The following is a 25,350-nucleotide window of genomic DNA, read 5'->3' as shown; positions in this document are numbered from 1 at the left end:
AGTGGCCGAGTGCTCCAAACGTTTTGTAGTAGAAAGTCGTGCACTACTACCGCGAAAAAAGTGGGCCGGATTATGCCAGAAAAGCCCAAAAAAAGTAGGGCCCTCCCGTCGTAACGGCGTTATTCCGGCACTATCCAGTGAATTTACCTGCGCTGAACCGTTTTAGTGACGGGTATCTGACGGCGTCTCGACACCCGCGCCAGCGAACAATTGACTGATATCGGCGGCATCGAACAGGTAACGCTGATTGCAGAACTGGCAATCGATCTCGATGTGGCCACCGTGTTCGATGACCAGTGCCTGGGCATCTTCCTGACCCAAACTGACCAGTGCATTGGCAGAACGTTCGCGCGAGCAGCTGCAACGGAAGCGTAGCTTCTGCACATCGAACAGCCGAACCTGCTCTTCGTGGTACAGGCGATGGAGCACGGTTTCGTTGTCCAGGCTGAGCAATTCATCGGCCGTCAGGGTGCTGGCCAATGCAGTGACATGCTGCCAACTGGCGGCGCGTTCTTCTTCGTCTTTCAGACGATCGGCGGGCAGTTGCTGCAGCAACAGGCCACGGGCGCGACGGCCATCGGCGTACAGCCAGAAACGCGTGCCTACCTGCTGGGACATGACGAAGTAATTGGTGAAGCACTCCGACAGGGTTTCGCCATCCAGGTCGACGATGCCCTGGTAGCGCTGGCCTTGGGTCGGGTCGACGGTCAGCGCCAATACGCCGTTGGGCATCAGGTCGGCGAGGGTTGCGTCGGGGGCGATCTGGTCAGCCTCGTAACGGGCCAGGCCACGGATTTCGCGCTCACTGGAGCATTCGATCATCAGCAACGGCACCGGGCCATCGGAACGGGCCTGGAGAATCAGCAAGCCATCGAACTTCAAGGTGCCGACCAGCAACGACGCCGCGGCCATCAGTTCGCCGAGCAGCTGTTTTACCGGCTCCGGGTAAGCGTGTTTGGCGAGGACTTCGGTGTAGCTACGCTCCAACGACACCAGCTCGCCGCGGGTGTCGCTGTCATCGAAGATGAAGCGTTGGGTGTAGTCGGTATCCGGTAGATCGGTCATAGGTCTGGGTATCTGAAGTAATGACAAGAATTACATAACGTGAAAATTGCGCCTCTGCAGCACCGTTTTGGTGCGCGATGTTCAGCCATGGGAGGCATTTTATGAACAATCCGGGTTTGTTCCAAGCAAGGTGGAACGCCCGCCGGTTTGGCAATCTGCATGTTGTGCCTCTGGCACTGTTGGCCTTCTGGTTATGGCCTACGGGTCAGAGGCTGTGTGTGATATTCGACGAGTGGCTGTTTCACCCACTCAATTCGCCGCTGGCGACTAACCCGATATGGCTGCACATCTGGGCAATTGCAAGTCTGTGCCCTTTCGATGCGGTGGTCGGGGCGATTCTGTTTCACTGGTGATCTGGGGGCTGGCGTTGTTTGGGCTACTGGGGAACATGCCGATGGTTTCGCGGATGAGTGTGGTGCGTATCGCCTGATTTTGTGGTGCTGCCGGGCGAGTGCTGCGCACTCGATCGCGGGCAAGCCACGCTCCCACAGGGACCGCATAACGTTCAAACAACGCGGTCACTGTGGGAGCGGGCTTGCCCGCGATGACGTCAGCCCAAGCAATACAGAAACATCTGACTCACTCGTCGTTACTGCTCCCACGAAACTTAAACAAATCCCGCCGCTGTTTCTTGCTCGGCTTGCCATCGGTGCTCACGCCCAACGCACCGGCCTTGCGCATGGCCGCCGCCGCTTCGCGCTTGGCGATACTGGCTTCGGTTTCGGCGTACAACGCCTGAGCCTCCGGCGCACCACGGCGCACGATCGATAGCGCCTGGACCACCACCGTGCGCTCCTCAAACCCAGCGCGAATCTGGAATTCGTCGCCGATTCGCGGCTCCTTGCCTGGCTTGCAGCGCTCGCCCCGGCAATGCACCTTGCCGCTTTCAATCGCCGCTTTCGCCAAGGCACGTGTTTTATAAAAACGCGCGGCCCACAACCATTTATCGAGACGGACCTTGTCGTCCTCTTCCTGTTTTTGTGCCATATGAATTCCTCTTTCGGCCAATAGTCGGAACTGTACTACCGTTTCTGTCGGGCGCAAGAACCCGGCTCTCCAGATAGACTGTGAGCAAGGCCGGATCCCCGGCATGGAGTGATCGAGTGACTATATTTCCGGCTTCATTGACCTCGCCCCAAGGCGGTTGCCAGGGCTGTCAGCAAAGCGAGCCGCTGGGCTTCGATTTTGCCTTTGCCTACCAACCGATCGTCGACTTGCGGGATCAGTCGATTTTCGCCCACGAAGCCCTGGTGCGCGGCCTCGCGGGGGAAGGCGCACTGTCTGTGCTGGATCAGATTACAGAGGCGAATCGCTACCGCTTCGACCAGCTCTGCCGGATGCGAGCCATTGAAGGCGCGGCTCGTCTAAACATGCAGACACACTTGTCGATCAACTTCATGCCCAACGCTGTCTACCGCCCGGAACTCTGCATTCGCAGCACGCTGGAGGCCGCGAAAACACACAACTTTCCCATCGACCGTCTGATTTTCGAAACCCTGGAAAGCGAGCACGTAGATAACTATCGCCATTTGACTAATATTCTGCGTGAATACCGCGAATTCGGCTTCAAGACCGCAATCGACGATTTCGGCGCGGGCTACTCGGGGCTCAATCTGCTGGCTGATTTCCAACCGGACCTGATCAAACTCGACATGGCACTGATCCGCGATGTCGACCGCGATCGTGTTCGTCAGGCTATCGTTCGGGGGATTGTCACAATCTGTGCGGAGTTGGACGTTACAGTCATCGCCGAAGGCATTGAAAGCGCCGGAGAACGGGATTTCCTGGCGGACTGTGGAATTTTTCTGATGCAGGGTTACTGGTTCGCCAAACCTGCATTCAAAGCGTTGGCTCAGGTATCGCCTGACGCCTGGACGCGATAATCGCCGGTTTTTCCTATTGAAGACATTTGACCATTTGACCGTTATCGGTCTGCGCGAGTGGGTGGCGCTTCCGGATTTGGGAGTCGCGGGCCTGCGGGCAAAAATCGACACCGGCGCCAGCACCTCCAGCCTGCACGCCACCGACATCGAGCCGTTCGAGCGCGAGGGCGAGAGCTGGGTGCGCTTCACCGCGCACCTGGGCACGGTCGTGCAACTGCGTCACCGTCGCTGCGAAGCGCCGCTGGTGACGATGAAAACCATCAAAAGCTCCAACGGCCATGCGCAGAAGCGATACGTGGTCAGCACCACCCTGGCCCTCGGTGATCGGGTCTGGCGGGTCGAGTTCACCCTCGCCTGCCGCAAGTCCATGCGTTATCGCCTGCTACTCGGTTCCAAAGCCTTGATCGACGGCCAGCTGGTGGTCAATCCGGGCATTAAATATGTACAAGACAAGCCGGTGTTCCCGGTATCTACCTCCTCCACAGGTGTTGCATGAAGATCGCTGTGCTGTCGCGGAACCCGCGTCTGTATTCCACTCGTCGTCTGGTCGAAGCCGGTACCGAGCGTGGCCATGAAATGGTGGTGATCGACACCCTGCGCGCCTACATGAACATCGCCAGTCACAAGCCGCAGATCCACTACCGCGGCAAGCCGCTGGAAGGTTTCGACGCGGTGATCCCGCGGATCGGTGCGTCGGTCACGTTCTATGGCTGCGCGGTGTTGCGCCAGTTCGAAATGATGGGGGTGTTTCCACTCAATGAGTCGGTAGCCATTGCCCGCTCGCGGGACAAACTGCGTTCGCTGCAATTGCTGTCACGCCGTGGAATCGGTTTGCCGGTCACCGGGTTTGCGCATTCCCCGGATGACATTCCCGACCTGATCGACATGGTCAACGGCGCACCGCTGGTGATCAAGGTGCTGGAAGGCACCCAGGGCATTGGCGTGGTGCTGTGTGAAACGGCGACGGCGGCGGAATCGGTGATCGAGGCGTTCATGGGCCTCAAGCAGAACATCATGGTTCAGGAATACATCAAGGAAGCCGGCGGTGCGGACATTCGCTGTTTCGTGGTGGGCGACAAGGTGATCGCGGCAATGAAGCGTCAGGCCAAGCCTGGAGAGTTTCGCTCCAACCTGCATCGCGGTGGCAGCGCCAGCCTGATCAAGATCACGCCGGAAGAACGCATGACCGCGCTGCGCGCGGCGAAGGTGATGGGCTTGTCGGTGGCGGGTGTGGATATCCTGCGTTCCAATCACGGGCCGTTGGTGATGGAAGTGAATTCCTCACCGGGTCTGGAAGGGATTGAAACCACCACCGGGAAGAATGTGGCGGGGATCATCATTGAGCATCTTGAGAAGAATGGCGGGCCGAATATGACACGGACCAAAGGCAAGGGTTAAACCCTTAAAGTTATGGCGGCTGGAAGGCCGCCTTCGCGGGCAAGCCTCGCTCCTACAGTTGACCGCATTCAACTGTAGGAGCGAGGCTTGCCCGCGAAGAGGCCATCAGCAACACCGAAGATGCCAGCGCTTAAACCGCATCCCGAGGCAACATCAACCCAAGCGGCAACCGCACCCGCGCTTCCAGCCCACCACCAGACCGATTGCGCAACTCAACATTCCCGCCATGCATCGAAGCAATCCGCTTCACGATCGCCAAGCCTAAACCGGTCCCCTTGCCACCCCGAGCACGATCCCCCCGAGTAAACGGATTGAAGATCGCTTCCAGCTCCGACGGATCGATCCCCGCCCCACGGTCCATGACGCTCAGCACCACATACGGTGCGCTGGTATCCCCGGACACATAGGCCGCCACCTCAACCCCACTGCCGGCATGATGCAGCGCGTTGCCTATCAGGTTGTTCAGCAGCCGCTTCATCGACACACGACGCAATGGAAACGGCTGAATCGGCTCCAGTCGCAGGCGTACTTTCTCTTCATTCTGGTTGTACGGCGCGGCGACTTCGCGGACCAGATCGGTCAAGTCCACCTCTTCCACCGATTCATCGCGGCCATCGCGAATGAACGCGAGGAACTGGTCGAGAATCGCGTCCATGTCTTCGATGTCACGCACCATGTCGTCCGTCAGGTCGCTGTGGTCGCCCATCAGTTCCAGTGAAAGGCGCAATCGCGTCAGCGGCGTACGCAAGTCATGGGACACCCCGGCCAGCATCAGCTCGCGCTCGCGGCCGGCCTGTTCGACGTCTTCAGCCATCTGGTTGAAGGCGCGATACACCTCGGTCATCTCACTCGGTGTGTCGCTGATTGGCAGGCGCACGCTACGGCCCTGGCCCAGTTGCCTCGCGGCATAGACCAGGCGCTTCAACGGTTGATTGAGCTGACTGACGAAGATCCACGCCGAGGCCGTGGACAGCAAGCCGATGGCAAGGAACCAGCCCAGCACGTTCCAGATTTTCTGGCCGCGCAACGGATGCGGGTACAACGGCACCTTCAGCCAGCCATCACCGAGACTCGGCGCCCTAACCCACAGAGCCGGCGGCGAGTGCATGCGCAATCGCACCTCGGTGTCGGCACCAAGCTCAGCCTGCATCTGCCGCTGATAGATCTCGCTGTAAGGCCAGTGTTGCTCGCCTTCCGGCACACCGGCGCCCACCACCCTGATCAGGGTCGCGGCTTCGGCAATCTTTTCACGGTTGTTTTCATCCGCCGCCCAATAGGCGCGCAGCGTCAGGGCGACGCCGTGGCTGTATTGGCGATCCACCAGCACGTCTTCGTTCATCAGCAGATAAACCAGGGTCAGCGCCTTGGAGAACAGGACGACGATGAGCACCAGCCACAGGGTGCGGGAGAAGAAACTCTGGGGGAACCACACGGGGGTTTTCATGAATAACCGCTACACACTTGCAGGAGCGAGCGATGCTCGCATATTGCGGATCGCGAGTCTGCGGACAATAACGTCCGCACGACCCGCTCCTACAAATCGCCGATCACTTGGTGGCGGCGCCATCCGGAACGAACACGTAGCCCACGCCCCAGACGGTCTGGATGTAACGCGGCTTGGATGGATCGGGTTCGATCATCCGGCGCAGACGGGAAATCTGCACGTCGATGGAACGCTCCAGGGCATCCCACTCGCGGCCACGGGCCAGGTTCATCAGCTTGTCGCGAGTCAGTGGCTGACGCGCGTTCATGACCAACGCCTTGAGCACCGCGAACTCACCGGTGGTGAGCATGTGCACTTCGTCTCCGCGTTTCAGTTCGCGAGTCGCCAGCGACAATTCGTAGTCGCCGAACGTCACGCTTTCGTCTTCGCTGCCAGGTGCGCCCGGCACCGGAGCGGACTGACGACGCAGGACGGCTTTGACACGCGCCATCAGCTCGTCAGGGTTGAACGGCTTGGCCAGGTAATCGTCGGCGCCCAGTTCCAGGCCCTTGATTCGGCTCAGCTCGTCGCCCTTGGCGGTGAGCATGATGATCGGAATCTGATTGTTCGCGCCGCGCAGGCGGCGGCAGGCGGTCAGGCCGTCTTCGCCGGGCAGCATCAGGTCGAGGACGACCAGGTTGAACACTTCACGCGCCAGCAGGCGGTCCATTTGCTCGGTGTTCGGTACGGCGCGGGCACGGTAGCCCTTGCTGACGAAAAAGCGTTCCAGCAGGCTGCTGAGCCCCGGATCGTCGTCAACGATAAGAATTTTTTCGCCTTCAGCAATGTTTGCAGTGCTGCTCATTGGATGCTCCTTTGATCTCGGCGCGCATTATGGCGTAGCTGCCGTTATACGCACCGTGTGCATTGTTAGCAGATTTTTCCTTCACCGCCAGAAATCCGGGCATTGTGCCTACAGCCTGTGATGCCCCCGAATGACAGAACGCTGGTTATAATGCGCGGCCTTTTGTGTCAGGCAACGTCTTATCGTTACCTTGTTGGCTGCGGCTTTTTATTTTCATCGCCGCGGCAGTAATTGTTCGATTTCACGGGTCAACGGGATGCCTGTTGATCCAGGTAGCGGCGCAGGCCAGGCCGCTCAACCAGACTCGCCGAGCCTTTATCCCTGCGCCTGCGAGCCTGCTTTCACAATTTGTCAGGTGGTTTTATGGACAGCATCAACAGCCGCATCGCCGAGGAACTCGGCGTACGCCCACAACAGGTCGAAGCGGCCGTCGCGCTACTCGATGAAGGCTCTACCGTTCCCTTCATCGCCCGTTACCGGAAAGAAGTGACCGGCAGCCTCGATGACATCCAGTTGCGTCATCTGGAAGAGCGTCTGCGCTACCTGCGAGAACTCGACGAACGGCGCATCAGCATCCTTGCCAGCATCGAAGAGCAAGGCAAGCTGACCCCGCAACTGGAACGCGACATCAAGCTCGCGGACACCAAGACCCGCCTCGAAGACTTGTACCTGCCGTACAAGCAGAAGCGCCGCACCAAGGGCCAGATCGCCCTGGAAGCCGGCCTCGGCGAGCTGGCCGACGGCCTGTTCAACGACCCGACCCTCACGCCAGACACCGAAGCCGCGCGCTTCATCAACGCCGAAAAAGGCGTCGCCGATGTGAAGGCCGCCCTCGAAGGCGCCAAGTACATCCTGATGGAACGCTTCGCCGAAGACGCCGGTTTGCTGGACAAGCTGCGCAGCTACCTCAAGCAGGAAGCCACCCTCAGTGCCCGCGTGATTGCCGGCAAGGAAGAGGAAGGCGCCAAGTTCCGCGACTACTTCGAACACGACGAACCCCTGAAAAGCATGCCGTCGCACCGCGCGCTGGCGATTTTCCGTGGCCGCAACGAAGGCATTCTCAGCTCCGCGCTGAAAGTCGGCGATGAACTGCCGGGCACCATGCACCCGTGCGAAGGCATGATCGGCCAGCAGTTCGGCATCCAGAACCAGAACCGCGCCGCTGACAAATGGCTGGGCGAAGTGGTGCGCTGGACCTGGAAAGTGAAGCTCTACACTCACCTGGAAACCGATCTGTTGGGCGAGCTGCGCGATGGCGCAGAAACCGAAGCGATCAACGTGTTCGCGCACAACCTGCACGACCTGCTGCTGTCGGCCCCGGCCGGCCCGCGCGCCACCCTGGGCCTCGACCCGGGTCTGCGCACCGGTTGCAAGGTGGCCGTGGTCGATGCCACCGGCAAACTGCTGGATCACGCCACGGTTTACCCGCACGTGCCGCACAACAAGTGGGATCAGACCATTGCGATTCTGGCCGCCCTCTGCGCCAAGCATTCGGTGGACCTGATCGCCATCGGCAACGGCACCGCCAGCCGCGAGACCGACAAGCTGGCCGCTGAGCTGATCAAAAAATACCCGGCGATGAAGATGACCAAAGTCATGGTCTCCGAGGCCGGCGCATCGGTTTACTCCGCGTCGGAACTGGCCTCCAAGGAATTCCCGGACCTCGACGTGTCGATCCGTGGCGCGGTGTCCATCGCTCGTCGCTTGCAGGATCCTCTCGCCGAACTGGTGAAGATCGATCCGAAATCCATCGGCGTCGGCCAGTACCAGCATGACGTGTCGCAGCTGAAACTGGCACGCGGCCTGGACGCCGTGGTCGAAGACTGCGTGAACGCCGTGGGCGTGGACGTGAACACCGCTTCCGTAGCGTTGCTGGCTCGCATCTCCGGCCTCAACGCGACCCTTGCGCAGAACATCGTCAGCCACCGCGACGAGCACGGCGCGTTCAAAACCCGTGCGGCGTTGAAGAAAGTTGCGCGTCTGGGCGAGAAAACCTTCGAACAGGCCGCCGGCTTCCTGCGCGTCATGAACGGTGACAACCCACTGGATTCGTCCGCGGTTCACCCGGAAGCCTATCCGCTGGTGCAGCGCATCGCCGCTGAAACCGACCGCGACATTCGCTCGCTGATCGGCGACGCCGGCTTCCTCAAGCGTCTTGATCCGAAAAAGTACACCGACGAAACCTTCGGTCTGCCAACGGTCACCGACATCCTGCAAGAGCTGGAAAAACCCGGTCGCGACCCGCGTCCCGAGTTCAAGACCGCCGAGTTCCAGGAAGGCGTCGAAGACCTCAAGGACCTGCAGCTGGGCATGATCCTCGAAGGCGTCGTGACCAACGTGACCAACTTTGGCGCGTTCGTCGACATCGGCGTGCATCAGGACGGTTTGGTGCACATTTCCGCGCTTTCGGAGAAGTTCATCAAGGATCCGCGCGAAGCGGTGAAGGCCGGTGACGTGGTGAAAGTGAAGGTCATGGAAGTCGACATCCCGCGCAAACGCGTGGGCCTGTCGATGCGCATGAGCGACACCCCCGGCGAGAAAATCGACGGTGCCCGTGGTGCACGTCCGGGTTCGGCGCCACGCCAGTCGCAGAACACTGCACCGCGCAAGGAAACCACGGCAGCGGCTCCGGCCAACAACGCCATGGCTTCGCTGTTCGCCAACGCCAAGCAACTGAAGAAACGTTGATGGACATCCCGGCCGGGCTGACCGAAAGCGCTTTTTTCAAGTTGCTGGGGTGTCGCTTGCACAGCCTGGAAACCGGGGTGGCGCAAGTCGCCCTGGCGCTGGAGCCAGAACTGCGCAATCGCGGCGGCAAGCTGCACGGCGGGGCCTTGTTCAGTCTGGTGGACATTGCCATGGGGCTGGCCTGTTCCAGTACCCATGGCTTTGACCAGCAGAGCGCGACCATCGAATGCAAGATCAACTACATCCGCGCCGTTTCTGACGGTGAGGTGATGTGCACGGCGCGGGTCATCCACCCGGGCCGCCGCACGCTGGTGGTCGAAGCCGACGTGATGCAAGGCGACAAACTCGTCGCAAAAGCACAAGGCACGTTCGCTGTCCTGTAGCTACCCACCCCCGATTTGAGTTAATTTCGGCGCTATGAAAGCGGCGCCGGGATTTTCTGTGGGAGCGGGCTTGCTCGCGAAAGCGGTGTGTCAGGCGACTTAAATGTTGACTGACACGCCCTCTTCGCGAGCAAGCCCGCTCCCACAGGGTCCGTGGCGACTGATCCTTGACCGACCGGCATGAGGTCTGTGCTGCTCAAAAACCAGGCGAAAACGCCAGTTTCAACTTCACCCTTGTAGACCGTCTTGCCCACCCCCATATTGGGGCGACTGACGCGTGAAGGAATCCAACTTGAGCGAACTTCTCAACCGCCGCCTGGCTCTGCTCGGCGAGCGCGCTAACCTCTCTCTGCTCGAACAGTGCCTTCACGGCATCGAACGTGAATGCCTGCGCGTGACCGGCGAAGGTCGCCTGGCGCAAACGCCGCACCCGGAAGAATTGGGTTCCGCGCTGACCAACGAACAAATCACCACCGACTATTCCGAGTCGCTGCTGGAATTCATCACGCCCGCCCTGCCCGACCCGGCCGACACCCTGGCGAGCCTGGACAGGATTCACCGTTTTGCCTACAGCAAGCTCGGCAACGAGTACCTGTGGAGTCCGTCGATGCCGTGCCCGTTGCCGGCCGAGGAAGATATCCCGATCGCCTATTACGGCACGTCCAACATCGGCAAGCTCAAGTATGTCTATCGCAAGGGGCTGGCCCTGCGCTACGGCAAGACCATGCAGTGCATCGCCGGGATTCACTACAACTTTTCCCTGCCGGAAAAACTCTGGCCGCTGCTCAAGGAAGCGGAAGGCTTTGTCGGTACTGACCGCGACTATCAGTCGTCGGCCTACATCGCGTTGATCCGCAACTTCCGCCGCTACAGCTGGCTGCTGATGTACCTGTTCGGTGCTTCGCCTGCGCTGGACGCCGGTTTCCTGCGCGGTCGTTCGCACCAGTTGGAACAACTGGACCCGGACACTTTGTACCTCCCGTACGCTACCAGCCTGCGCATGAGCGACCTCGGTTACCAGAGCAACGCCCAGGCCGGTCTGACGCCGTGCTACAACGATCTGGCGAGCTACACCGACAGCCTGCGCAAAGCCGTGGCCACGCCGTATCCCCCGTACGTTGAAATCGGTACGCATCAGGACGGCGAGTGGGTTCAGCTCAACACCAACATCCTGCAGATCGAAAACGAGTACTACTCCAACATCCGTCCGAAGCGCGTGACCTACACCGGCGAACGGCCGATCCAGGCGCTGGTGGCCCGTGGCATTCAGTACGTCGAAGTGCGTTGCCTGGACATCAACCCGTTCTTACCGATGGGCATCGACCTCACCGAATCACGCTTCCTCGATGCGTTCCTGCTGTACTGCGCGCTGAACGACAGCCCGCTGCTGACCAATAATTCGTGCGGCAACGCGACCTCGAACTTCCTCAGCGTGGTCAAGGAAGGTCGCCGCCCTGGCCTGCAACTGCAGCGCGACGGTCAACCGGTTGACTTGAAAGAGTGGGCTGGCGAGTTGCTGGAGAAGATTGCACCTCTCGCGGCGTTGCTCGATCAGAGCCATGGCGGCGATGCGCACAGCAAGGCGCTGAACGCGCAACTGGCCAAGGTCAAAGACCCGTCCCTGACGCCATCGGCCCAGGTGCTGGCGGCGATGGCCGAGCACAAGGAAAGCTTCAGCCAGTTCTCCCTGCGTCAGAGCCAGGCCCACGCGGAGTATTTCCGTAGCGAGCCGCTTTCAAGCGAAGACCAGGCGAAATTTGAAGACCGGGCGCGTTCGTCACTGGCCGAACAGGTCGAGCTGGAACAGAACGAAGTCGGCGATTTCGATGTGTTTGTCGGGTCGTATCAGGCGAGCATTCTGGCGATCAGCAACTAACCTCTGAAGGTCCTTCGGACCTTTTCGCGGGCAAGCCTCGCTCCTACAGGTTCGGGGTCAGTCACAATTGTGTGACCGACACAAAACCGTAGGAGCGAGGCTTGCCCGCGAAGGCCGCGCCGCGGTCCTGCTTAGAATTTTCCGCTCATAAGCTCATTCGAAAAAGTTATTTATTTTCGGATTCTTATATCATTTAGTCTCCTTTTCACGCCGACCCTCGGTCCGCCTGACAAGGAGCTTTTCAATGAAACTGCATTTCCCTCTTCGCCTCCTGGCGGCCGCGTCTTTGGCGGCAGCGAGTTTCTTTGCCCAGGCGGCTGACGTGACCGTTGCCTACCAGACCACCGTGGACCCGGCAAAAGTCGCCCAGGCCGACGGCGCGTACGAAAAAGCCACCAACGCCAAGATCGACTGGCGCAAATTCGACAACGGTGCCGACATCATCGCTGCCATCGCGTCCGGCGACGTGCAGATCGGTTACCTCGGTTCCAGCCCCCTGACGGCTGCAATCACCCGTAAAGTCCCGGTAGAAACCTTCCTCATTGCCACGCAGATCGGCGCCGCTGAAGCACTGGTCGCCCGCGACGGTTCCGGCATCAAGACCCCACAAGACCTGATCGGCAAGAAAATCGCCGTGCCGTTCGTTTCCACCGGTCACTACAGCCTGCTCGCCGCACTGAAGCACTGGAACATCGACCCATCGAAAGTCACCGTCCTCAACCTCGCCCCGCCGGCGATCATCGCTGCGTGGAAACGCGGTGACATCGACGCCACTTACGTTTGGGATCCGGCACTCGGCGTGGCCAAGGAAAACGGCAAGGTGCTGATCACCTCCGGCGAACTGGCCAAGTTCGGCGCGCCGACCTTTGATGCGTGGATCGTGCGCAAAGACTTCGCCGAGAAACACCCGGAAATCGTCACCGCGTTCGCCAAAGTCACCCTCGACGCCTACGCCGATTACCGCAAGGACCCGAAAGCCTGGCTCGCCAATCAATCCAACGTCGACAAACTGGTGAAGCTGTCCGGTGCCAAGGCCAGCGACATTCCGCTGTTGTTGCAAGGCAACGTCTTCCCGCTGGCAGCTGATCAGGTGATTACCCTCGGCGCGCCGACCACCAAAGCCATCACCGACACCGCCGTGTTCCTCAAGGAGCAAGGCAAGGTCGAGGCCGTGCTGCCGGACTACGCGCCGTACGTCAGCGCCAAGTTCATCACCAACTGATCGGGAGTTATTTGCGATGGCTTTGCTACAGCTGGAGCGCATCAGCGCACAGTACCCCGGTAGCCCGGAACCGGTATTGGCGGATATTTCCCTGAGTCTTGGGCCCCAGCAGTTGCTGGTCGCCCTCGGCCCGTCCGGCAGTGGCAAGACTTCGCTGTTGAACCTGATTGCCGGTTTCGTCGAACCCAGCGCCGGGCGCGTCACCCTCGATGGCGTGCCCGTCAAAGGCCCGAGCGCCGAACGTGGCGTGGTGTTCCAGGACGATGCCTTGTTGCCTTGGCAGGACGTGCTGGCCAACGTGGGTTTCGGTCTGGAACTGGCCGGTGTTTCCCGGGACAAACGCGAAATCCGCGCCCGGGAAATGCTCGCACTGGTGGACCTTTCCGGTTTCGAGCATCGCCGCATCTGGCAGCTCTCGGGCGGCCAGAAGCAACGTGTCGGCCTCGCTCGCGCACTCGCCGCCGACCCTCGCGTATTGCTGATGGACGAACCTTTCGGCGCCCTCGACGCCTTCACCCGTGAACAGATGCAGGAGTTGCTGCTGCAAGTGTGGCAGCGCACTGCCAAACCGGTGTTCCTGATTACCCACGACATCGAGGAAGCGGTGTTCCTCGCCACGGACCTGATTCTGCTGGCGCCAAACCCCGGGCAAATCGTCGAGCGCCTGAGCCTGGATTTCGGTCAGCGTTACGCCGCCGGCGAGTCCGCACGGTCGATCAAATCCGACCCGCGTTTTATCGAAACCCGCGAACACGTACTCGCCAAAGTGTTCTCCCAACGCAGCGCCGCCACGCGGCAGGAGCGCGCATGAGCAGCTATGAAATTCCGGCCGTGACGGTGAAACCGGGTGCGACGGTCATTCCTGTCCGTCGCAGTTTGAGCACCCGATGGATCAGTGTGTTGACCCTGGTCGCGCTGGTCGCTATTTGGTGGGCCGTTACCGCCACAGGAATGATCGAACCTCTGTTTCTGCCGCCGCCATCCGCCGTGCTGCAAAAAGGCTGGCTGCTGGTGACCAGCGGCTACATGGATTCGACGCTGTGGCAGCACTTGGGCGCCAGTCTTAGCCGCATCGGTCTGGGTCTCGGTTTTGCCGTGCTGACCGCCGTGCCGGTCGGCATTGCGATCGGTGCCAACCGCATCGCGCGCGGCATTCTCGATCCACTGATCGAGTTCTACCGTCCGATTCCACCACTGGCCTATTTGCCGCTGATCGTTATCTGGTGCGGCATTGGTGAATTGTCGAAGGTCTTGCTGATCTACCTGGCGATTTTCGCCCCGATCGCCATCGCGACCGCGACCGGCGTGCGCACCGTCGACCCGGCCAAGTTGCGCGCCGCGCAGTCGCTGGGTGCGACCCGCGCGCAATTGATTCGCCATGTGATTCTGCCGAGCGCCTTGCCGGATATTTTGACTGGCGTGCGCATTGGCCTGGGTGTGGGCTGGTCGACGTTGGTCGCCGCCGAACTGATCGCCGCCACCAGCGGTTTGGGCTTCATGGTCCAGTCAGCCGCGCAGTTCCTGGTCACCGATGTGGTGGTGCTGGGGATTCTGGTGATTGCGCTGATCGCCTTTGCCATGGAAATGGGTCTGCGCGCCCTGCAGCGCAAACTGGTGCCGTGGCACGGCCAGGCTCACTAAAGACTTGTCATTGACCATGCCGACAGCTCGGCACCCCGGATTGAAGAGAAAGACCATGAGCCACCTGACAATCGTCCCCCTCAGCTCCGCGCTCGGCGCGCAAATCAACGGCATCGACATCAGTCAGCCGCTAAATCTGGAACAACGCGATGTCATCGAGCAGGCGCTGCTCAAGCATCAAGTGCTGTTCTTCCGCGACCAACCGATCACGCCGCAGCAACAGGCGCGTTTCGCCGCCAATTTTGGCGATCTGCACATTCACCCGATCTACCCGAATGTGCCCGAACAGCCGGAGGTGCTGATCCTCGACACCGCCGTCACCGACGTACGCGACAACGCCATCTGGCACACCGACGTGACCTTCCTGCCGACCCCGGCGCTGGGCGCGGTGCTCAGCGCCAAGTTGCTGCCGGAGTTTGGTGGCGACACGTTGTGGGCCAGTGGCATTGCAGCGTATGAAGCGTTGTCCGCGCCGATGAAGAGTTTGCTTGAAGGGCTGACGGCGACCCACGATTTCACTCGCTCGTTTCCGCTGGAACGCTACGGCAATACGCCTGAGGCGCTGGCGCAGTGGGAAGAGGCACGCCGGAAAAATCCGCCGCTGTCGCACCCGGTCATCCGCACGCACCCGGTGAGCGGACGCCGCTCGCTGTTCGTCAATGAAGGCTTCACGGCGAAGATCAATGAGCTGTCGGAAACCGAGAGCGAGGTGATCCTGAAGTTTTTGTTTGCCCATGCAACACGCCCCGAATTCACCATTCGCTGGCGCTGGCAGAAGGATGACGTGGCGTTCTGGGATAACCGCGTGACGCAGCATTACGCGGTGGATGATTACCGACCGGCGCGGCGGGTGATGCAGCGGGCGACGGTGTTGGGGGATGTGCCGTTTTTTCGGTAACAGCCAGCTTCTTTACTGAACGTGATGGCCCCATCGCGGGCAAGCCCGCTCCCACAGGGTTTATGTGTTGAACCAACACTCTGTGGCCAACCGATAATCCTGTGGGAGCGGGCTTGCCCGCGATAGCGATGTAACAGGCGTCAGAGGCTCCGGCGCCTGGCGCTTACTCAGCCGTCGAAGGCTTCTCCCAAAGATTGATCCCGCCCTCTTGGGCGAACCGGTCAATCTCCGCCAACTCCTCCCCACTGAAGCTCAAATTCTTCAACGCCCCAACGTTCTCGATGATCTGCTCCGGCCGGCTCGCACCGATCAGCGCCGAGGTCACGCGCGGATCGCGCAGCGTCCAGGCCAACGCCAGTTGCGCCAGGCTCTGACCGCGACGCTTGGCGATTTCGTTGAGCCCGCGCACATGGGCGATGTTGGCCTCCGACAGGTGCGATGACTGCAAGGAACCGCCGCCCGGACGATTGACCCGCGCGTCCTTCGGAATGCCGTTGAGGTATTTGTCGGTCAACAAACCCTGCGCCAACGGCGTGAACGCAATCACACCGGTGCCCAGTTCGTCGGTGACGTCCAGCAGGTCCTTTTCCACCCAGCGATTGAGCAGGTTGTAGGCCGGCTGGTGAATCAGCAACGGCACTTTCCACTCTTTCAACAGCGCCGCCATCTCACGGGTTTTCACCCCGGAATACGACGAGATGCCGATGTACAACGCCTTGCCCTGCTGCACCGCCGTAGCCAATGCGCTGGCGGTTTCCTCCAGCGGAGTGTCCGGATCGAAGCGGTGCGAATAGAAAATATCCACATAATCCAGGCCCAGGCGCTGCAGGCTCTGATCAAGACTGGCGAGCACGTATTTGCGCGAACCGCCGCCCTGCCCATAAGGACCGGGCCACATGTCCCAACCGGCCTTGCTGGAAATGATCAGCTCATCGCGATACTGCTTGAAGTCTTCGCGCAGCAAACGGCCGAAATTGATTTCGGCACTGCCGTACGGCGGGCCGTAGTTGTTGGCCAGGTCGAAGTGGTTGATCCCCAGATCGAACGCCGTGCGCAGCAACGAACGCTGGGTGTCGATCGGTGTGCTGTCGCCGAAGTTGTGCCACAGGCCCAGGGACAACGCCGGCAACACCAGACCGCTGCGACCGACGCGGCGGTAAGGGATGGAATCGTAGCGGTTTTCGGCAGCGGTGTAGGTCATCGAATCCTCTCTTGTCTGTCTTGAAGTTGGTATCGACTGCTTCGCAAGTTGCCCAGCATACGCCCAGACAAACGCCGATAAACCTCGGACTCGAGGAAATGCTGAAACGTTTCACAAGTTTCATCTTCAGCGCCGGTTTTCTCGCAATTATCACCCGCCTTCAAACGGCCCCCGCAAACACCTCCCCCAACCAATCCACAAACACCCGAACCCGTGGCGACATGTGTCGGTTGTGCGGATACAGCACTGAAACCGGCATCGGCGGCGGTGGGGTGTCGATCAGGATTTCCTGCACCACCCCCTGTGCAATCAACGATTCCATTCGGTAATGCGGGCACTGGATCAAACCCAGTCCGGCAATGGCCGACGCGGCGTAGATTTCCGCGCCGAACGCCGAAATCGCGCCGTCGATGGCCACTTCCTTCAACTCGCCATCGACCATGAATTCGAACGGAAACAACTTGGCCGTGGTGCGCGAGACGTAGTTCACCGCGCGATGGTGTTTCAGGTCTTCGAGGGTTTTCGGCTCACCGTATTTGCGCAGATACGCAGGGCTGGCGCAGGTGATCTGCCGCAGGTTGGCCACACGTTTGCCGATCAACGCCGAGTCGCCGAGGGTGCCTGCGCGCAGTACGCAGTCGACACCTTCGGCAATCAGGTCGACGAGACGGTCCGCCTCGCTGATGGACAGTTCGATATCCGGGTAACGGGCCATGAACTGCGGCAACGCAGGGATCACGAAATGCCTGGCCAGCGTGCCATGCAAATCCACGCGCAATCGTCCCTTCGGCGCCACGCTGCGAAAGGCCAGTTCGGCTTCTTCCAGCTCCGCCAGCAACTGCACACAACGCAGGTAGTACGCCTCGCCATCCAGTGTTGGACGCACCTTGCGCGTGCTGCGCTCCAGTAAACGCGTGCCCAGCCAGGCTTCGAACTGATTCAGCGTGTGGGTCAGGGTTGCTCGCGGCAGGTTCAGGTCTTCGGCAGCCAGTGTGAAGCTGCTGCGCTCGTAGATCCGCACGAAAACCTTCATTGCCTTGACTTGATCCACGCTGCGCTCCGGGGCTTCGATTGTTGGCGATTATTGAACAGTCAAGGCAACTCTCGTGCATTTATCGACCTGAGTAAACATGTGAATCTGGCTTCAACCCCAACCAACACCTTCAAAGGATTCACCACCATGACGACTCAAACGTCGAAAGTTGCCATCGTGACCGGCGCCTCCCGCGGCATCGGCGCTGTCATCGCCAGACAACTGGCCAGCGAAGGTTTCGCCGTCGCCATCAACTACGCCAGCAGCGCCTCCGAAGCATCCAGACTGGTTGTCGAGTTGCGTCAGGCCGGCCATCAAGCCATAGCGATCAAGGCTGACGTGGCCAATGCCGACGACGTACGCCGGATGTTCGATGAAACCGAAACGCAGCTGGGCAAAGTCGATGTGTTGATCAACAACGCCGGCATTCTCAAAGTGATGCCGCTGGCGCAACACACTGACGAGCTGTTCGACCAGAACTTCAACATCCACGCTCGCGGCACGTTCAACACGTTGCGTGAAGCGGCGACACGCCTGAACAGCGGCGGGCGGATCGTCAACTTTTCCAGCAGCACCGTCGGTATGAACTTGCCGGGTTACGCGGTATACATCGCCAGCAAAGCGGCGGTGGAATCCCTGACTCAGGTGTTCGCCAAGGAAATGCGCGGCCGCCACATCACCGTCAACGCCGTCGCCCCCGGCCCGGTGGCGACCGATCTGTTCCTTCACGGCAAGAGCGAAGAGCAAATTCAAACCTTCGCCAGGATGCCACCGCTGGAACGCCTGGCCCAGCCGGAGGATATCTCCCGCGTTGTGTCCTTCCTCGTCGGGCCGGATTCGGCGTGGGTCAACGGGCAGATCCTGCGGGTCAATGGCGGGTTGGTTTAAGCACAGAGCGCGCACCGACGCCTATGCTCAAAGGTGAGCAGGGAGACCGAGATGCCCCCTTCGCGAGCAAGCCCGCTCCCACATTCGATCTCGATTGAACACAAAATTTTTGTACTACAGAGCACTATGTGGGAGCGGGCTTGCCCGCGAAGGCGGCTTTACAGGCGAAGCACATCTGAAGGGAGGAACACACCATGCACACCACCATCATCATCTTCTTCGGCCTGGTCCTCCTGGCGCTGATGCTGTTCATCGGCGAGAAAATCGGCTTCGGTCGGCAGACCCTGACCTACAGTTTCATCATCCTGTGGCTGGCCCTGACGATGATCAACGGTGCCATCGGCGTGGTCACTGCCGGCCAGTCCGTGACGACGGAGCTGGTGGTCGGCAGCGTGGTGTTTGGTATACCGGTGGCGGCGCTGGTGCTGTTCATGGTGATGAGCAGCGAGACCTGAGCGCCACCGGTTGCCGGTCAACGCACCAAATGCAAAAACTGCATGTGCCGCTCGTACTGATCGAGGATGTCGTTGATGACCTGCTCCTTGGTGTAGCCCACCAGATCGTAGTCCTGACTGCCCTCGCTCAAATGCACTTCGGCCCGATAATAACGGCGATTGTTGAGCTCCTTGGAACCCATGCCGCCACGGGCGAAGGACGGCGTAAAGTAACCACGCATCTGCACCTGATAGATGAACGGATGCTGCTCGCCGTGACCGATTTCCAGGCTGACGCTGTCGTTCGCCGGATCGGGCTGAGTGACCACATTCAAGCCCTTCTCGACGAACACCGCGGTGACTTCTTCAATCGCCGGGCGCACCGTCGTGTCGAGGAAGCGATAGACCTCATCCCGCGACGGGAAATGCACCGCCTGACTCAAGCGTTGACGCCATCCGCCACGCCTGGAACCGGACACAGGCGCCAGGGAATGCAACTGCGCGATCTGCTTTTGCGACTCCAGATAAAACGCCTTGTGCAGTCCCCACATCATCAGCAGCAAAATCATCGAGAACGGTAAAGAGGTCAGCACCACTGCCGACTTCAGCGCATCGATGCTGCCGGAAAACAGCAGCGCACTGGTCACCAGCGCGGTCATCGCGCCCCAGAACACCCGCAGCCATTTCGGCCCGTCTTCATCCGGGTTGCCGCCCTTGGCGGAGAGCGTCGACAGCACCACGGTGCCGGAATCGGCCGAGGTGACGAAGAACACGAAGCTGATGAACACCGTGACCGCAATCACGGTTTTGCTCCACGGGTAGGTTTCCAGCAGCAGGTAGAGGGTCATTGAGGGGTTGTCGATGGCCGACATGCCGAGGGCGCTCATGCCGTGATTGAGCACCTGATCGATGGCGCTGTTGCCGAAGATCGACATCCACGCCAGGGTGAAACCGAGCGGGATCAACAGCACGCCGAAGACGAATTCGCGGATGGTCCGGCCACGGGAGATCCGGGCGATGAACAGGCCCACGAACGGCGACCATGCAATCCACCAGGCCCAATAGAACACTGTCCAGCCGCCCAGCCAGTCGCTGGGTTTGTCGTAGGCGTAGAGGTCGAAACTTTTCATCGGCAACGCGCCGAGGTAGTCACCGATGTTCTGGATCAGGGTGTTGAGCAAGTGCTGCGTCGGGCCGGCGAACAACACGAACAGCAGCAGCGCACAGGCCAGCAGCATGTTGATGTCGGACATCACCCGCACGCCCTTATCGACGCCGGACACCGCGACGATGATCGCCGCTCCCATCATCAGCGTGATCAGGCCGACCTGAATCCACTGGGTGTGCGCGACGCCGAACAGGTAGTCGAGCCCCGAGTTGAGGTGCAACACGCCGAAGCCCATGTCGGCACCGAGGCCGAACACCGTGGCGATGATGCCGAAGCCGTCCACCGCGTATCCGATTGGGCCGTTGATGCGTTTGCCGATCAGCGGATACAGCGCCGAACGCAAGGCCAGCGGCAGATTGTGGCGGTAGGCGAAATAGGCGAGTGCCATGCCGACGAAGGCAAACACACCCCAGCCGTGCAGGCCCCAGTGCAGAAACAGAATCTGCATTGCCTGGCGCGCCGCGTCCGCCGTGCCGGCCTCGCCTTGCGGCGGTTGCGACAGGTGCGTCAGCGGTTCGGACACGCAAAAGAAGAACAGCGTGATGCTGATCCCGGCGGCGAACAGCATGCCGGCCCAGGACAGGTAACTGAATTCGGGCTCGTCGTGGTCGGCACCGAGCTTGATCTTGCCGTAGCCGGACAAGGCGGTGACCACCACGAAGACCAGATACAGGGTCATCGCGAGCATGTAGTACCAGCCGACCGTGTTGGCCGCCCAGTTTTGCGCTTGCAGCAGCCAGGCGCCGGCCTGTTCAGGCATGGCGATGACGACGATGCCGAAGAGCAGGATGAAGGTCGCCGCGAAGTAGAACACCGGCGGATTCATGCGGACCTGGCCGCTGGCGGGGGTGGACGGTGCACTCATGAAAGGTGCGCCTCAAGGGGGTGAAACCGGGCAATCAGTAACGGACTCGGCAAGGGCAAGCCTCCTGTTGTGAACGGGCAGCAAACCGGTGGTTTAACTTGAATGAGCGTTCAAGTTAAACATGAATAGGGTGCTAAGGACTAATCGCAGGGCTCGGCGGTACCCTGTGGCGAGGGGGCTTGCCCCCGTTATGTCGCGAAGCGGCACCCCGGTTTTAGCCGGGGATGCGGCTGCTTCGCAACCGAGCGGGAGCAAGCTTCCTCGCCACAAAAGCTTGTTTGTGTACGCTAGCTCAAGGATGGGTATGACGTGGGGTTTGGGGGATTCGTTCAGAGGGAAATTAAGGAAATGCCATTTTCCGGGTTCGGCTTGAAAACAATCGCGGGCAAGCCACGCTCCCACAGGTTTTATGTCGTTCACAAAATTCAGGTTCGACACAAAACCTGTGGGAGCGTGGCTTGCCCGCGATAGCGTCAGCAAGACCACTAGAGATCTCGAGACTTACTTCTGCGTCCCATCATCATGCTGAAGATTCGCCTGGGTCAGGTTGCACCCCGCTGGCACGCTGCGGGTCAGCCAGACGTTGCCGCCAATGGTCGAGCCCTTGCCGATGGTGATCCGCCCCAGAATCGTCGCGCCGGCATAGATCACCACATCATCCTCGACAATCGGATGCCGCGGATGGCCCTTCTGCAACTGGCCGTCTTCATCCGACGGGAAGCGCTTGGCGCCCAGAGTCACTGCCTGATAAATCCGCACGCGTTCGCCGATGATCGCGGTCTCGCCGATCACCACGCCCGTCCCGTGGTCGATGAAGAAGCTGCGACCGATTTGCGCGCCCGGGTGGATGTCGATACCGGTCGCCGAGTGGGCAATTTCCGAACTGATCCGCGCCAGCAACGGCAACCCGGCGCGATACAAATGGTGTGCAAGACGATGGTGAATCACCGCCAGAATCCCCGGATAGCACAGCAACACTTCATCGACGCTGCGAGCCGCCGGGTCACCGTGATAGGCCGCCAGCACGTCGCTATCCAACAAACTGCGCAGTCCCGGCAAGGCGAGTGCGAAATCCTGAATGATCTGGATGGTTTTTGCCTCGATGTCCGCCTCCGCCTGCTGACTGTGGCGTGCGGCGTAGTGCAATTCGAGTCGTGCCTGCGCCAGCAGTGCATTCAGTGCCACATCGAGGGTGTGACCGACGTAGAAGTCTTCACTTTCTTCGCGCAAATCCACAGGTCCCAGGCGCATCGGGAACAACGCCCCGCAGAGAGCTTCAAGAATCTCCGCCATGGCCGCTCGCGAAGGCAATTCGCGCCCACCCTGCTCGGTGCTGGCACGGCCATTTTGGGCACGCCACTGCGCACGCGCCGTGCGCAGCTGGCTGACGATGGTCTGCAATTGCCAATGGCTGGAACGCTCGCTCACGGTAAAAACTCCACACGGGCGGCCGGACTGTCTGGCCGCGCTGACGGCGATTACTTTACGGCAAGGTCTGGAAGCCGAATTAAGAACCGATTGTGCTGTGCTCAGCACGTTTGGCTATAAGTCACCTTGCCGGTTGCCCACACTTATAGCCGTGCCTATAGTCCTGTCATCTCCCACCGCCAGTACGGACCCATGATCAAACAACAGCTCGCCCGTTTTGCCCGCCTCGATCTACTCGGCCACCCGACCCCTCTGGAAAAACTCGAACGCCTGTCGACCTGGCTGGGCCGCGACGTGTACGTCAAACGCGACGACCTGACGCCACTGGCGATGGGCGGCAACAAACTGCGCAAGCTCGAATACCTGGCCGCCGATGCACTGGCCCAGGGTGCCGACACGCTGATCACCGCTGGCGCGCTGCAATCCAACCACGTGCGCCAGACAGCGGCTCTCGCAGCGAAACTGGGCCTGGGTTGTGTCGCGCTGCTGGAAAATCCTTTGGGCACCGACGACGCCAACTATGTCGGCAACGGCAATCGGCTTTTGCTCGACCTGTTCGATACCAAGGTCGAGTTGGTGGAAAACCTCGACAACGCCGACGAGCAACTGGAAGCATTGGCCGCACGCCTGCGCAGCAATGGCAAAAAACCGTATCTGGTGCCGATCGGTGGCTCGAACGCATTGGGCGCTTTGGGTTATGTGCGTGCCGGGCTGGAACTGGCCGAGCAGATCAAGGACACCGGCCTGACGTTCGCTGCGGTGGTGTTGGCCTCCGGCAGCGCCGGCACTCACAGCGGCCTGGCACTCGCGTTGAGCGAAGCACTGCCGGATTTGCCAGTGATTGGCGTGACGGTGTCCCGCAGCGATGAAGATCAGCGGCCCAAGGTACAGGGATTGGTCGAGCGTACCGCGGCGTTGTTGGACGTGAGCCTGCCGGACAGCTTCAAGGTCGAGTTGTGGGACGAATATTTTGCTCCGCGTTATGGCGAGCCGAATGCCGGGACGCTGTCGGCGGTGAAGCTGGTGGCGAGTCAGGAAGGTTTGCTGCTGGACCCGGTGTATACCGGCAAGGCCATGGCCGGTTTGCTCGACGGAATTGGTCGTCAGCGTTTTGATGAAGGGCCGATCATCTTCCTGCACACCGGCGGGGCGCCGGCGTTGTTTGCCTACAAGGACTCACTGACTGGCTGAAGGGCTTTTGTGGCGAGGGAGCTTGCTCCCGCTGGGCTGCGCAGCCGTCGTAAAGCAGCTGGCACGGATGGCTGACGGACGCAGGGGTCGCTGCGCGACCCAACGGGGGGTAAACCCCCTCGCCACAGGGGACCGAGTCGATTGTATATTCCATTTAAGAATAACAAAGATCGTATTTATTATTTTCCTATCTAAAAGCGTCGTCATATAGTCACGCCGCAGGCGAATTTGCAGCGAGACGCATACGCTGCTTTAGGGCAGGATATCGCAGTCGTCCAAATCCCGATTTTGCCAACATTCCTAAAAGCGTCTTCATAAGAAAACACAGGGGCTTGTCATGAATTTTTCCGCACTACGTCGAAATCTGCTGGTGGGTTCGCTGGGTCTGGCGCTGAGCGCCGGCCTGCTGGGGCAAGCGGTTGCCGGTGAGCAGCTGCAAAAAATCAAGGATGCAGGCGTGATCAACGTCGGCCTGGAAGGCACTTACCCACCGTTCAGTTTCGTCGACGCCGACGGCAAACTGGCCGGCTTCGAAGTCGAGTTCTCCGAAGCCCTGGCCAAAGAGCTGGGCGTGAAGGTCAAACTGCAACCGACCAAATGGGACGGCATCCTCGCGGCGCTGGAATCCAAGCGTCTGGACGCGGTCATCAACCAGGTGACCATCTCCGAAGAGCGCAAGAAGAAGTATGACTTCTCCGAGCCGTACACCGTTTCCGGGATTCAGGCGCTGACCCTGACCAAGAACAAAGACACCATCAAGACCGCCGCCGACCTGGCCGGCAAGAAAGTAGGTGTCGGTCTGGGCACCAACTACGAGCAGTGGGTGAAAGAAAACGTACCGAAGGCAGACATCCGCACATACGAAGATGATCCGACCAAGTTCCAGGATCTGCGCGTAGGCCGTATCGACGCCATTCTGATCGACCGCCTCGCCGCACTGGAATACGCCAAGAAAGCCAAGGACACCTCCGCTGCCGGCGAAGCATTCTCCCGCCAGGAAGCCGGTGTTGCCCTGCGCAAAGGCGAGCCTGAGCTGCTGGCAGCGGTGAACAAGGCCATCGACAAGCTGCGCTCCGATGGCACGCTGAAAAAGCTTTCGGAAAAATACTTCAGCGCTGACGTCACTCAATAATGGAAGAAGCTTTCCAACTTGCGCTGGACTCCGCGCCCTTCCTGCTGAAGGGCGCGTACTACACGGTAATCCTCAGTCTGGGCGGAATGTTCTTCGGCCTGGTGATGGGCTTTGGCCTGGCGTTGATGCGCCTGTCGCGCTTCAAACTGGTGAGCTGGCTTGCCCGCATCTACGTGTCGTTCTTTCGCGGCACGCCGTTGCTGGTGCAACTGTTCGTGATCTATTACGGCTTGCCGCAATTGGGCATCGAACTGGATCCGCTGCCGGCGGCCCTGATCGGCTTCTCGCTGAACATGGCGGCCTACGCCTGCGAAATCCTGCGTTCCGCGATCAGCTCCATCGAGCGCGGCCAGTGGGAAGCCGCCGCGAGTATCGGCATGACCCGCGCGCAGACCCTGCGCCGGGCCATCCTGCCGCAGGCGATGCGCACGGCGCTGCCACCACTGGGCAACAGCTTCATCTCGCTGGTCAAGGACACGGCGCTGGCCGCCACCATTCAGGTGCCGGAACTGTTCCGCCAGGCGCAGCTGATTACCGCGCGTACCTTCGAAATTTTCACCATGTATCTTGCCGCCGCGCTGATCTACTGGATTCTGGCCACGGTGCTGTCGCACCTGCAGAACAAGTTGGAAGAGCGGGTCAATCGGCACGACCAGGAGTCCTGACCC

General features: G+C 60.3%; 23 protein-coding genes and 1 pseudogene. 16 read left to right on the top strand and 8 right to left on the bottom strand.

The window, feature by feature from the left end; translation table 11 throughout:
* Nucleotides 1-162: 162 nt before the first annotated feature.
* Entirely contained in the window at nt 163-1,065 is a 903-nt protein-coding gene (hslO, locus tag J2Y86_RS19140) for an Hsp33 family molecular chaperone HslO (RefSeq protein ID WP_253434833.1), read from the bottom strand.
* 101 nt (nt 1,066-1,166) lie between these two features.
* On the opposite strand from hslO, the pseudogene J2Y86_RS19135 reads away from it, so the two are divergent.
* Nucleotides 1,167-1,406, top strand: a pseudogene (locus J2Y86_RS19135) (phosphatase PAP2 family protein); the annotation flags it as partial.
* 238 nt (nt 1,407-1,644) lie between these two features.
* On the opposite strand, the gene J2Y86_RS19130 reads toward J2Y86_RS19135, so the two are convergent.
* Nucleotides 1,645-2,052, bottom strand: coding sequence for an RNA-binding S4 domain-containing protein (locus J2Y86_RS19130; protein ID WP_253434830.1), 408 nt, complete (start codon nt 2,050-2,052; stop codon nt 1,645-1,647).
* Nucleotides 2,053-2,168: 116 nt separating this feature from the next.
* Here J2Y86_RS19130 and J2Y86_RS19125 point away from each other — a divergent pair, with 116 nt between their 5' ends.
* The 3 genes from J2Y86_RS19125 to rimK are packed head-to-tail and all read left to right on the top strand — an operon-like array spanning nt 2,169 to nt 4,346.
* On the top strand, nt 2,169-2,948 hold the full coding sequence (locus J2Y86_RS19125; RefSeq protein WP_253434827.1) for an EAL domain-containing protein: 780 nt from the start codon (nt 2,169-2,171) through the stop codon (nt 2,946-2,948).
* Nucleotides 2,949-2,982: 34 nt separating this feature from the next.
* A complete protein-coding gene (locus tag J2Y86_RS19120) occupies nt 2,983-3,444 on the top strand; it encodes an ATP-dependent zinc protease family protein (protein ID WP_193393014.1) in 462 nt (153 codons plus the stop codon).
* Nucleotides 3,441-4,346, top strand: coding sequence for a 30S ribosomal protein S6--L-glutamate ligase (rimK, locus tag J2Y86_RS19115; RefSeq protein ID WP_007952690.1), 906 nt, complete (start codon nt 3,441-3,443; stop codon nt 4,344-4,346). The genes J2Y86_RS19120 and rimK overlap by 4 nt, the downstream gene beginning before the upstream one ends.
* 130 nt (nt 4,347-4,476) lie before the next feature.
* On the opposite strand, the gene J2Y86_RS19110 is transcribed toward rimK, so the two are convergent.
* Nucleotides 4,477-5,790 (bottom strand): ATP-binding protein, encoded by a 1,314-nt coding sequence (locus tag J2Y86_RS19110; RefSeq protein WP_253434825.1) that lies wholly within the window; start codon nt 5,788-5,790, stop codon nt 4,477-4,479.
* A 103-nt stretch (nt 5,791-5,893) separates the two neighbouring features.
* Nucleotides 5,894-6,634, bottom strand: coding sequence for an osmolarity response regulator transcription factor OmpR (gene ompR / locus J2Y86_RS19105; RefSeq protein ID WP_008032260.1), 741 nt, complete (start codon nt 6,632-6,634; stop codon nt 5,894-5,896).
* A gap of 363 nt (nt 6,635-6,997) precedes the next feature.
* Between ompR and J2Y86_RS19100 the strand changes: the two genes are divergently transcribed.
* From J2Y86_RS19100 to tauD, 7 genes are all read left to right on the top strand, one after another.
* Nucleotides 6,998-9,322: a Tex family protein gene (locus J2Y86_RS19100; RefSeq protein WP_253434821.1), complete on the top strand. Its 2,325-nt coding sequence runs from the start codon at nt 6,998-7,000 to the stop codon at nt 9,320-9,322.
* The gene (locus J2Y86_RS19095) at nt 9,322-9,705 is read left to right on the top strand and encodes a PaaI family thioesterase (RefSeq protein ID WP_007972875.1); all 384 of its coding nucleotides are present in this window, start codon (nt 9,322-9,324) and stop codon (nt 9,703-9,705) included. Before J2Y86_RS19100 ends, J2Y86_RS19095 begins: the two co-directional genes overlap by 1 nt.
* Nucleotides 9,706-9,997: 292 nt before the next feature.
* The gene (gshA, locus tag J2Y86_RS19090) at nt 9,998-11,581 is read left to right on the top strand and encodes a glutamate--cysteine ligase (protein WP_253434819.1); all 1,584 of its coding nucleotides are present in this window, start codon (nt 9,998-10,000) and stop codon (nt 11,579-11,581) included.
* A 244-nt stretch (nt 11,582-11,825) separates the two neighbouring features.
* Complete coding sequence (tauA, locus tag J2Y86_RS19085) at nt 11,826-12,803, top strand: taurine ABC transporter substrate-binding protein (RefSeq protein ID WP_253434816.1); 978 nt, start codon at nt 11,826-11,828, stop codon at nt 12,801-12,803.
* A 16-nt stretch (nt 12,804-12,819) separates the two neighbouring features.
* The gene (gene tauB, locus J2Y86_RS19080) at nt 12,820-13,614 is read left to right on the top strand and encodes a taurine ABC transporter ATP-binding subunit (RefSeq protein WP_253434813.1); all 795 of its coding nucleotides are present in this window, start codon (nt 12,820-12,822) and stop codon (nt 13,612-13,614) included.
* Nucleotides 13,611-14,444, top strand: a complete 834-nt coding sequence (gene tauC / locus J2Y86_RS19075) for a taurine ABC transporter permease TauC (RefSeq protein WP_253434810.1) — start codon at nt 13,611-13,613, stop codon at nt 14,442-14,444. The genes tauB and tauC overlap by 4 nt, the downstream gene beginning before the upstream one ends.
* Nucleotides 14,445-14,499: 55 nt before the next feature.
* Nucleotides 14,500-15,342, top strand: a complete 843-nt coding sequence (gene tauD / locus J2Y86_RS19070; RefSeq protein ID WP_253434807.1) for a taurine dioxygenase — start codon at nt 14,500-14,502, stop codon at nt 15,340-15,342.
* Between the two features lie 163 nt (nt 15,343-15,505).
* Here tauD and mgrA read toward each other — a convergent pair whose 3' ends face one another.
* Nucleotides 15,506-16,543, bottom strand: a complete 1,038-nt coding sequence (gene mgrA / locus J2Y86_RS19065; protein WP_253434804.1) for an L-glyceraldehyde 3-phosphate reductase — start codon at nt 16,541-16,543, stop codon at nt 15,506-15,508.
* 160 nt (nt 16,544-16,703) lie between these two features.
* Nucleotides 16,704-17,594 (bottom strand): LysR family transcriptional regulator, encoded by an 891-nt coding sequence (locus tag J2Y86_RS19060; RefSeq protein WP_253434801.1) that lies wholly within the window; start codon nt 17,592-17,594, stop codon nt 16,704-16,706.
* A gap of 129 nt (nt 17,595-17,723) precedes the next feature.
* Here J2Y86_RS19060 and J2Y86_RS19055 point away from each other — a divergent pair, with 129 nt between their 5' ends.
* Both J2Y86_RS19055 and J2Y86_RS19050 read left to right on the top strand, forming a co-directional pair.
* On the top strand, nt 17,724-18,464 hold the full coding sequence (locus tag J2Y86_RS19055) for an SDR family oxidoreductase (RefSeq protein WP_253434797.1): 741 nt from the start codon (nt 17,724-17,726) through the stop codon (nt 18,462-18,464).
* Nucleotides 18,465-18,658: 194 nt separating this feature from the next.
* Nucleotides 18,659-18,919, top strand: a complete 261-nt coding sequence (locus J2Y86_RS19050) for a hypothetical protein (protein ID WP_253434794.1) — start codon at nt 18,659-18,661, stop codon at nt 18,917-18,919.
* A gap of 17 nt (nt 18,920-18,936) precedes the next feature.
* Here J2Y86_RS19050 and betT read toward each other — a convergent pair whose 3' ends face one another.
* Nucleotides 18,937-20,892 carry a choline transporter BetT gene (gene betT / locus J2Y86_RS19045; RefSeq protein ID WP_253440371.1) on the bottom strand — a complete coding sequence of 652 codons (1,956 nt, stop codon included), beginning with the start codon at nt 20,890-20,892 and terminating at the stop codon, nt 18,937-18,939.
* Nucleotides 20,893-21,432: 540 nt separating this feature from the next.
* Entirely contained in the window at nt 21,433-22,359 is a 927-nt protein-coding gene (gene epsC, locus J2Y86_RS19040; protein ID WP_253434791.1) for a serine O-acetyltransferase EpsC, read from the bottom strand.
* Nucleotides 22,360-22,551: 192 nt separating this feature from the next.
* On the opposite strand from epsC, the gene J2Y86_RS19035 reads away from it, so the two are divergent.
* From J2Y86_RS19035 to tcyL, 3 genes are all read left to right on the top strand, one after another.
* On the top strand, nt 22,552-23,550 hold the full coding sequence (locus tag J2Y86_RS19035) for a D-cysteine desulfhydrase (RefSeq protein WP_253434788.1): 999 nt from the start codon (nt 22,552-22,554) through the stop codon (nt 23,548-23,550).
* Nucleotides 23,551-23,887: 337 nt separating this feature from the next.
* Nucleotides 23,888-24,682, top strand: a complete 795-nt coding sequence (gene tcyJ / locus J2Y86_RS19030; RefSeq protein ID WP_253434785.1) for a cystine ABC transporter substrate-binding protein — start codon at nt 23,888-23,890, stop codon at nt 24,680-24,682.
* Nucleotides 24,682-25,347: a cystine ABC transporter permease gene (gene tcyL, locus J2Y86_RS19025; protein ID WP_253434782.1), complete on the top strand. Its 666-nt coding sequence runs from the start codon at nt 24,682-24,684 to the stop codon at nt 25,345-25,347. Before tcyJ ends, tcyL begins: the two co-directional genes overlap by 1 nt.
* Nucleotides 25,348-25,350: the final 3 nt, after the last annotated feature.

Source organism: Pseudomonas migulae, assembly GCF_024169315.1.
GTDB lineage: Bacteria > Pseudomonadota > Gammaproteobacteria > Pseudomonadales > Pseudomonadaceae > Aquipseudomonas > Aquipseudomonas migulae_B.
Note: the sequence above shows the minus strand (reverse complement) of the source record. Positions and strands in the feature narration are given on the sequence as shown.

Bases quoted from the DNA above. Each gene is read 5' to 3' on its own strand.
- hslO (WP_253434833.1), bottom strand. From the start codon at position 1,065: ATGACCGATCTACCGGATACCGACTACACCCAACGCTTCATCTTCGAT.
- J2Y86_RS19130 (WP_253434830.1), bottom strand. From the start codon at position 2,052: ATGGCACAAAAACAGGAAGAGGACGACAAGGTCCGTCTCGATAAATGG.
- rimK (WP_007952690.1), top strand. From the start codon at position 3,441: ATGAAGATCGCTGTGCTGTCGCGGAACCCGCGTCTGTATTCCACTCGT.
- J2Y86_RS19110 (WP_253434825.1), bottom strand. From the start codon at position 5,790: ATGAAAACCCCCGTGTGGTTCCCCCAGAGTTTCTTCTCCCGCACCCTG.
- ompR (WP_008032260.1), bottom strand. From the start codon at position 6,634: ATGAGCAGCACTGCAAACATTGCTGAAGGCGAAAAAATTCTTATCGTT.
- J2Y86_RS19100 (WP_253434821.1), top strand. From the start codon at position 6,998: ATGGACAGCATCAACAGCCGCATCGCCGAGGAACTCGGCGTACGCCCA.
- J2Y86_RS19095 (WP_007972875.1), top strand. From the start codon at position 9,322: ATGGACATCCCGGCCGGGCTGACCGAAAGCGCTTTTTTCAAGTTGCTG.
- tauA (WP_253434816.1), top strand. From the start codon at position 11,826: ATGAAACTGCATTTCCCTCTTCGCCTCCTGGCGGCCGCGTCTTTGGCG.
- tauB (WP_253434813.1), top strand. From the start codon at position 12,820: ATGGCTTTGCTACAGCTGGAGCGCATCAGCGCACAGTACCCCGGTAGC.
- tauC (WP_253434810.1), top strand. From the start codon at position 13,611: ATGAGCAGCTATGAAATTCCGGCCGTGACGGTGAAACCGGGTGCGACG.
- tauD (WP_253434807.1), top strand. From the start codon at position 14,500: ATGAGCCACCTGACAATCGTCCCCCTCAGCTCCGCGCTCGGCGCGCAA.
- mgrA (WP_253434804.1), bottom strand. From the start codon at position 16,543: ATGACCTACACCGCTGCCGAAAACCGCTACGATTCCATCCCTTACCGC.
- J2Y86_RS19055 (WP_253434797.1), top strand. From the start codon at position 17,724: ATGACGACTCAAACGTCGAAAGTTGCCATCGTGACCGGCGCCTCCCGC.
- J2Y86_RS19050 (WP_253434794.1), top strand. From the start codon at position 18,659: ATGCACACCACCATCATCATCTTCTTCGGCCTGGTCCTCCTGGCGCTG.
- betT (WP_253440371.1), bottom strand. From the start codon at position 20,892: ATGAATCCGCCGGTGTTCTACTTCGCGGCGACCTTCATCCTGCTCTTC.
- J2Y86_RS19035 (WP_253434788.1), top strand. From the start codon at position 22,552: ATGATCAAACAACAGCTCGCCCGTTTTGCCCGCCTCGATCTACTCGGC.
- tcyJ (WP_253434785.1), top strand. From the start codon at position 23,888: ATGAATTTTTCCGCACTACGTCGAAATCTGCTGGTGGGTTCGCTGGGT.
- tcyL (WP_253434782.1), top strand. From the start codon at position 24,682: ATGGAAGAAGCTTTCCAACTTGCGCTGGACTCCGCGCCCTTCCTGCTG.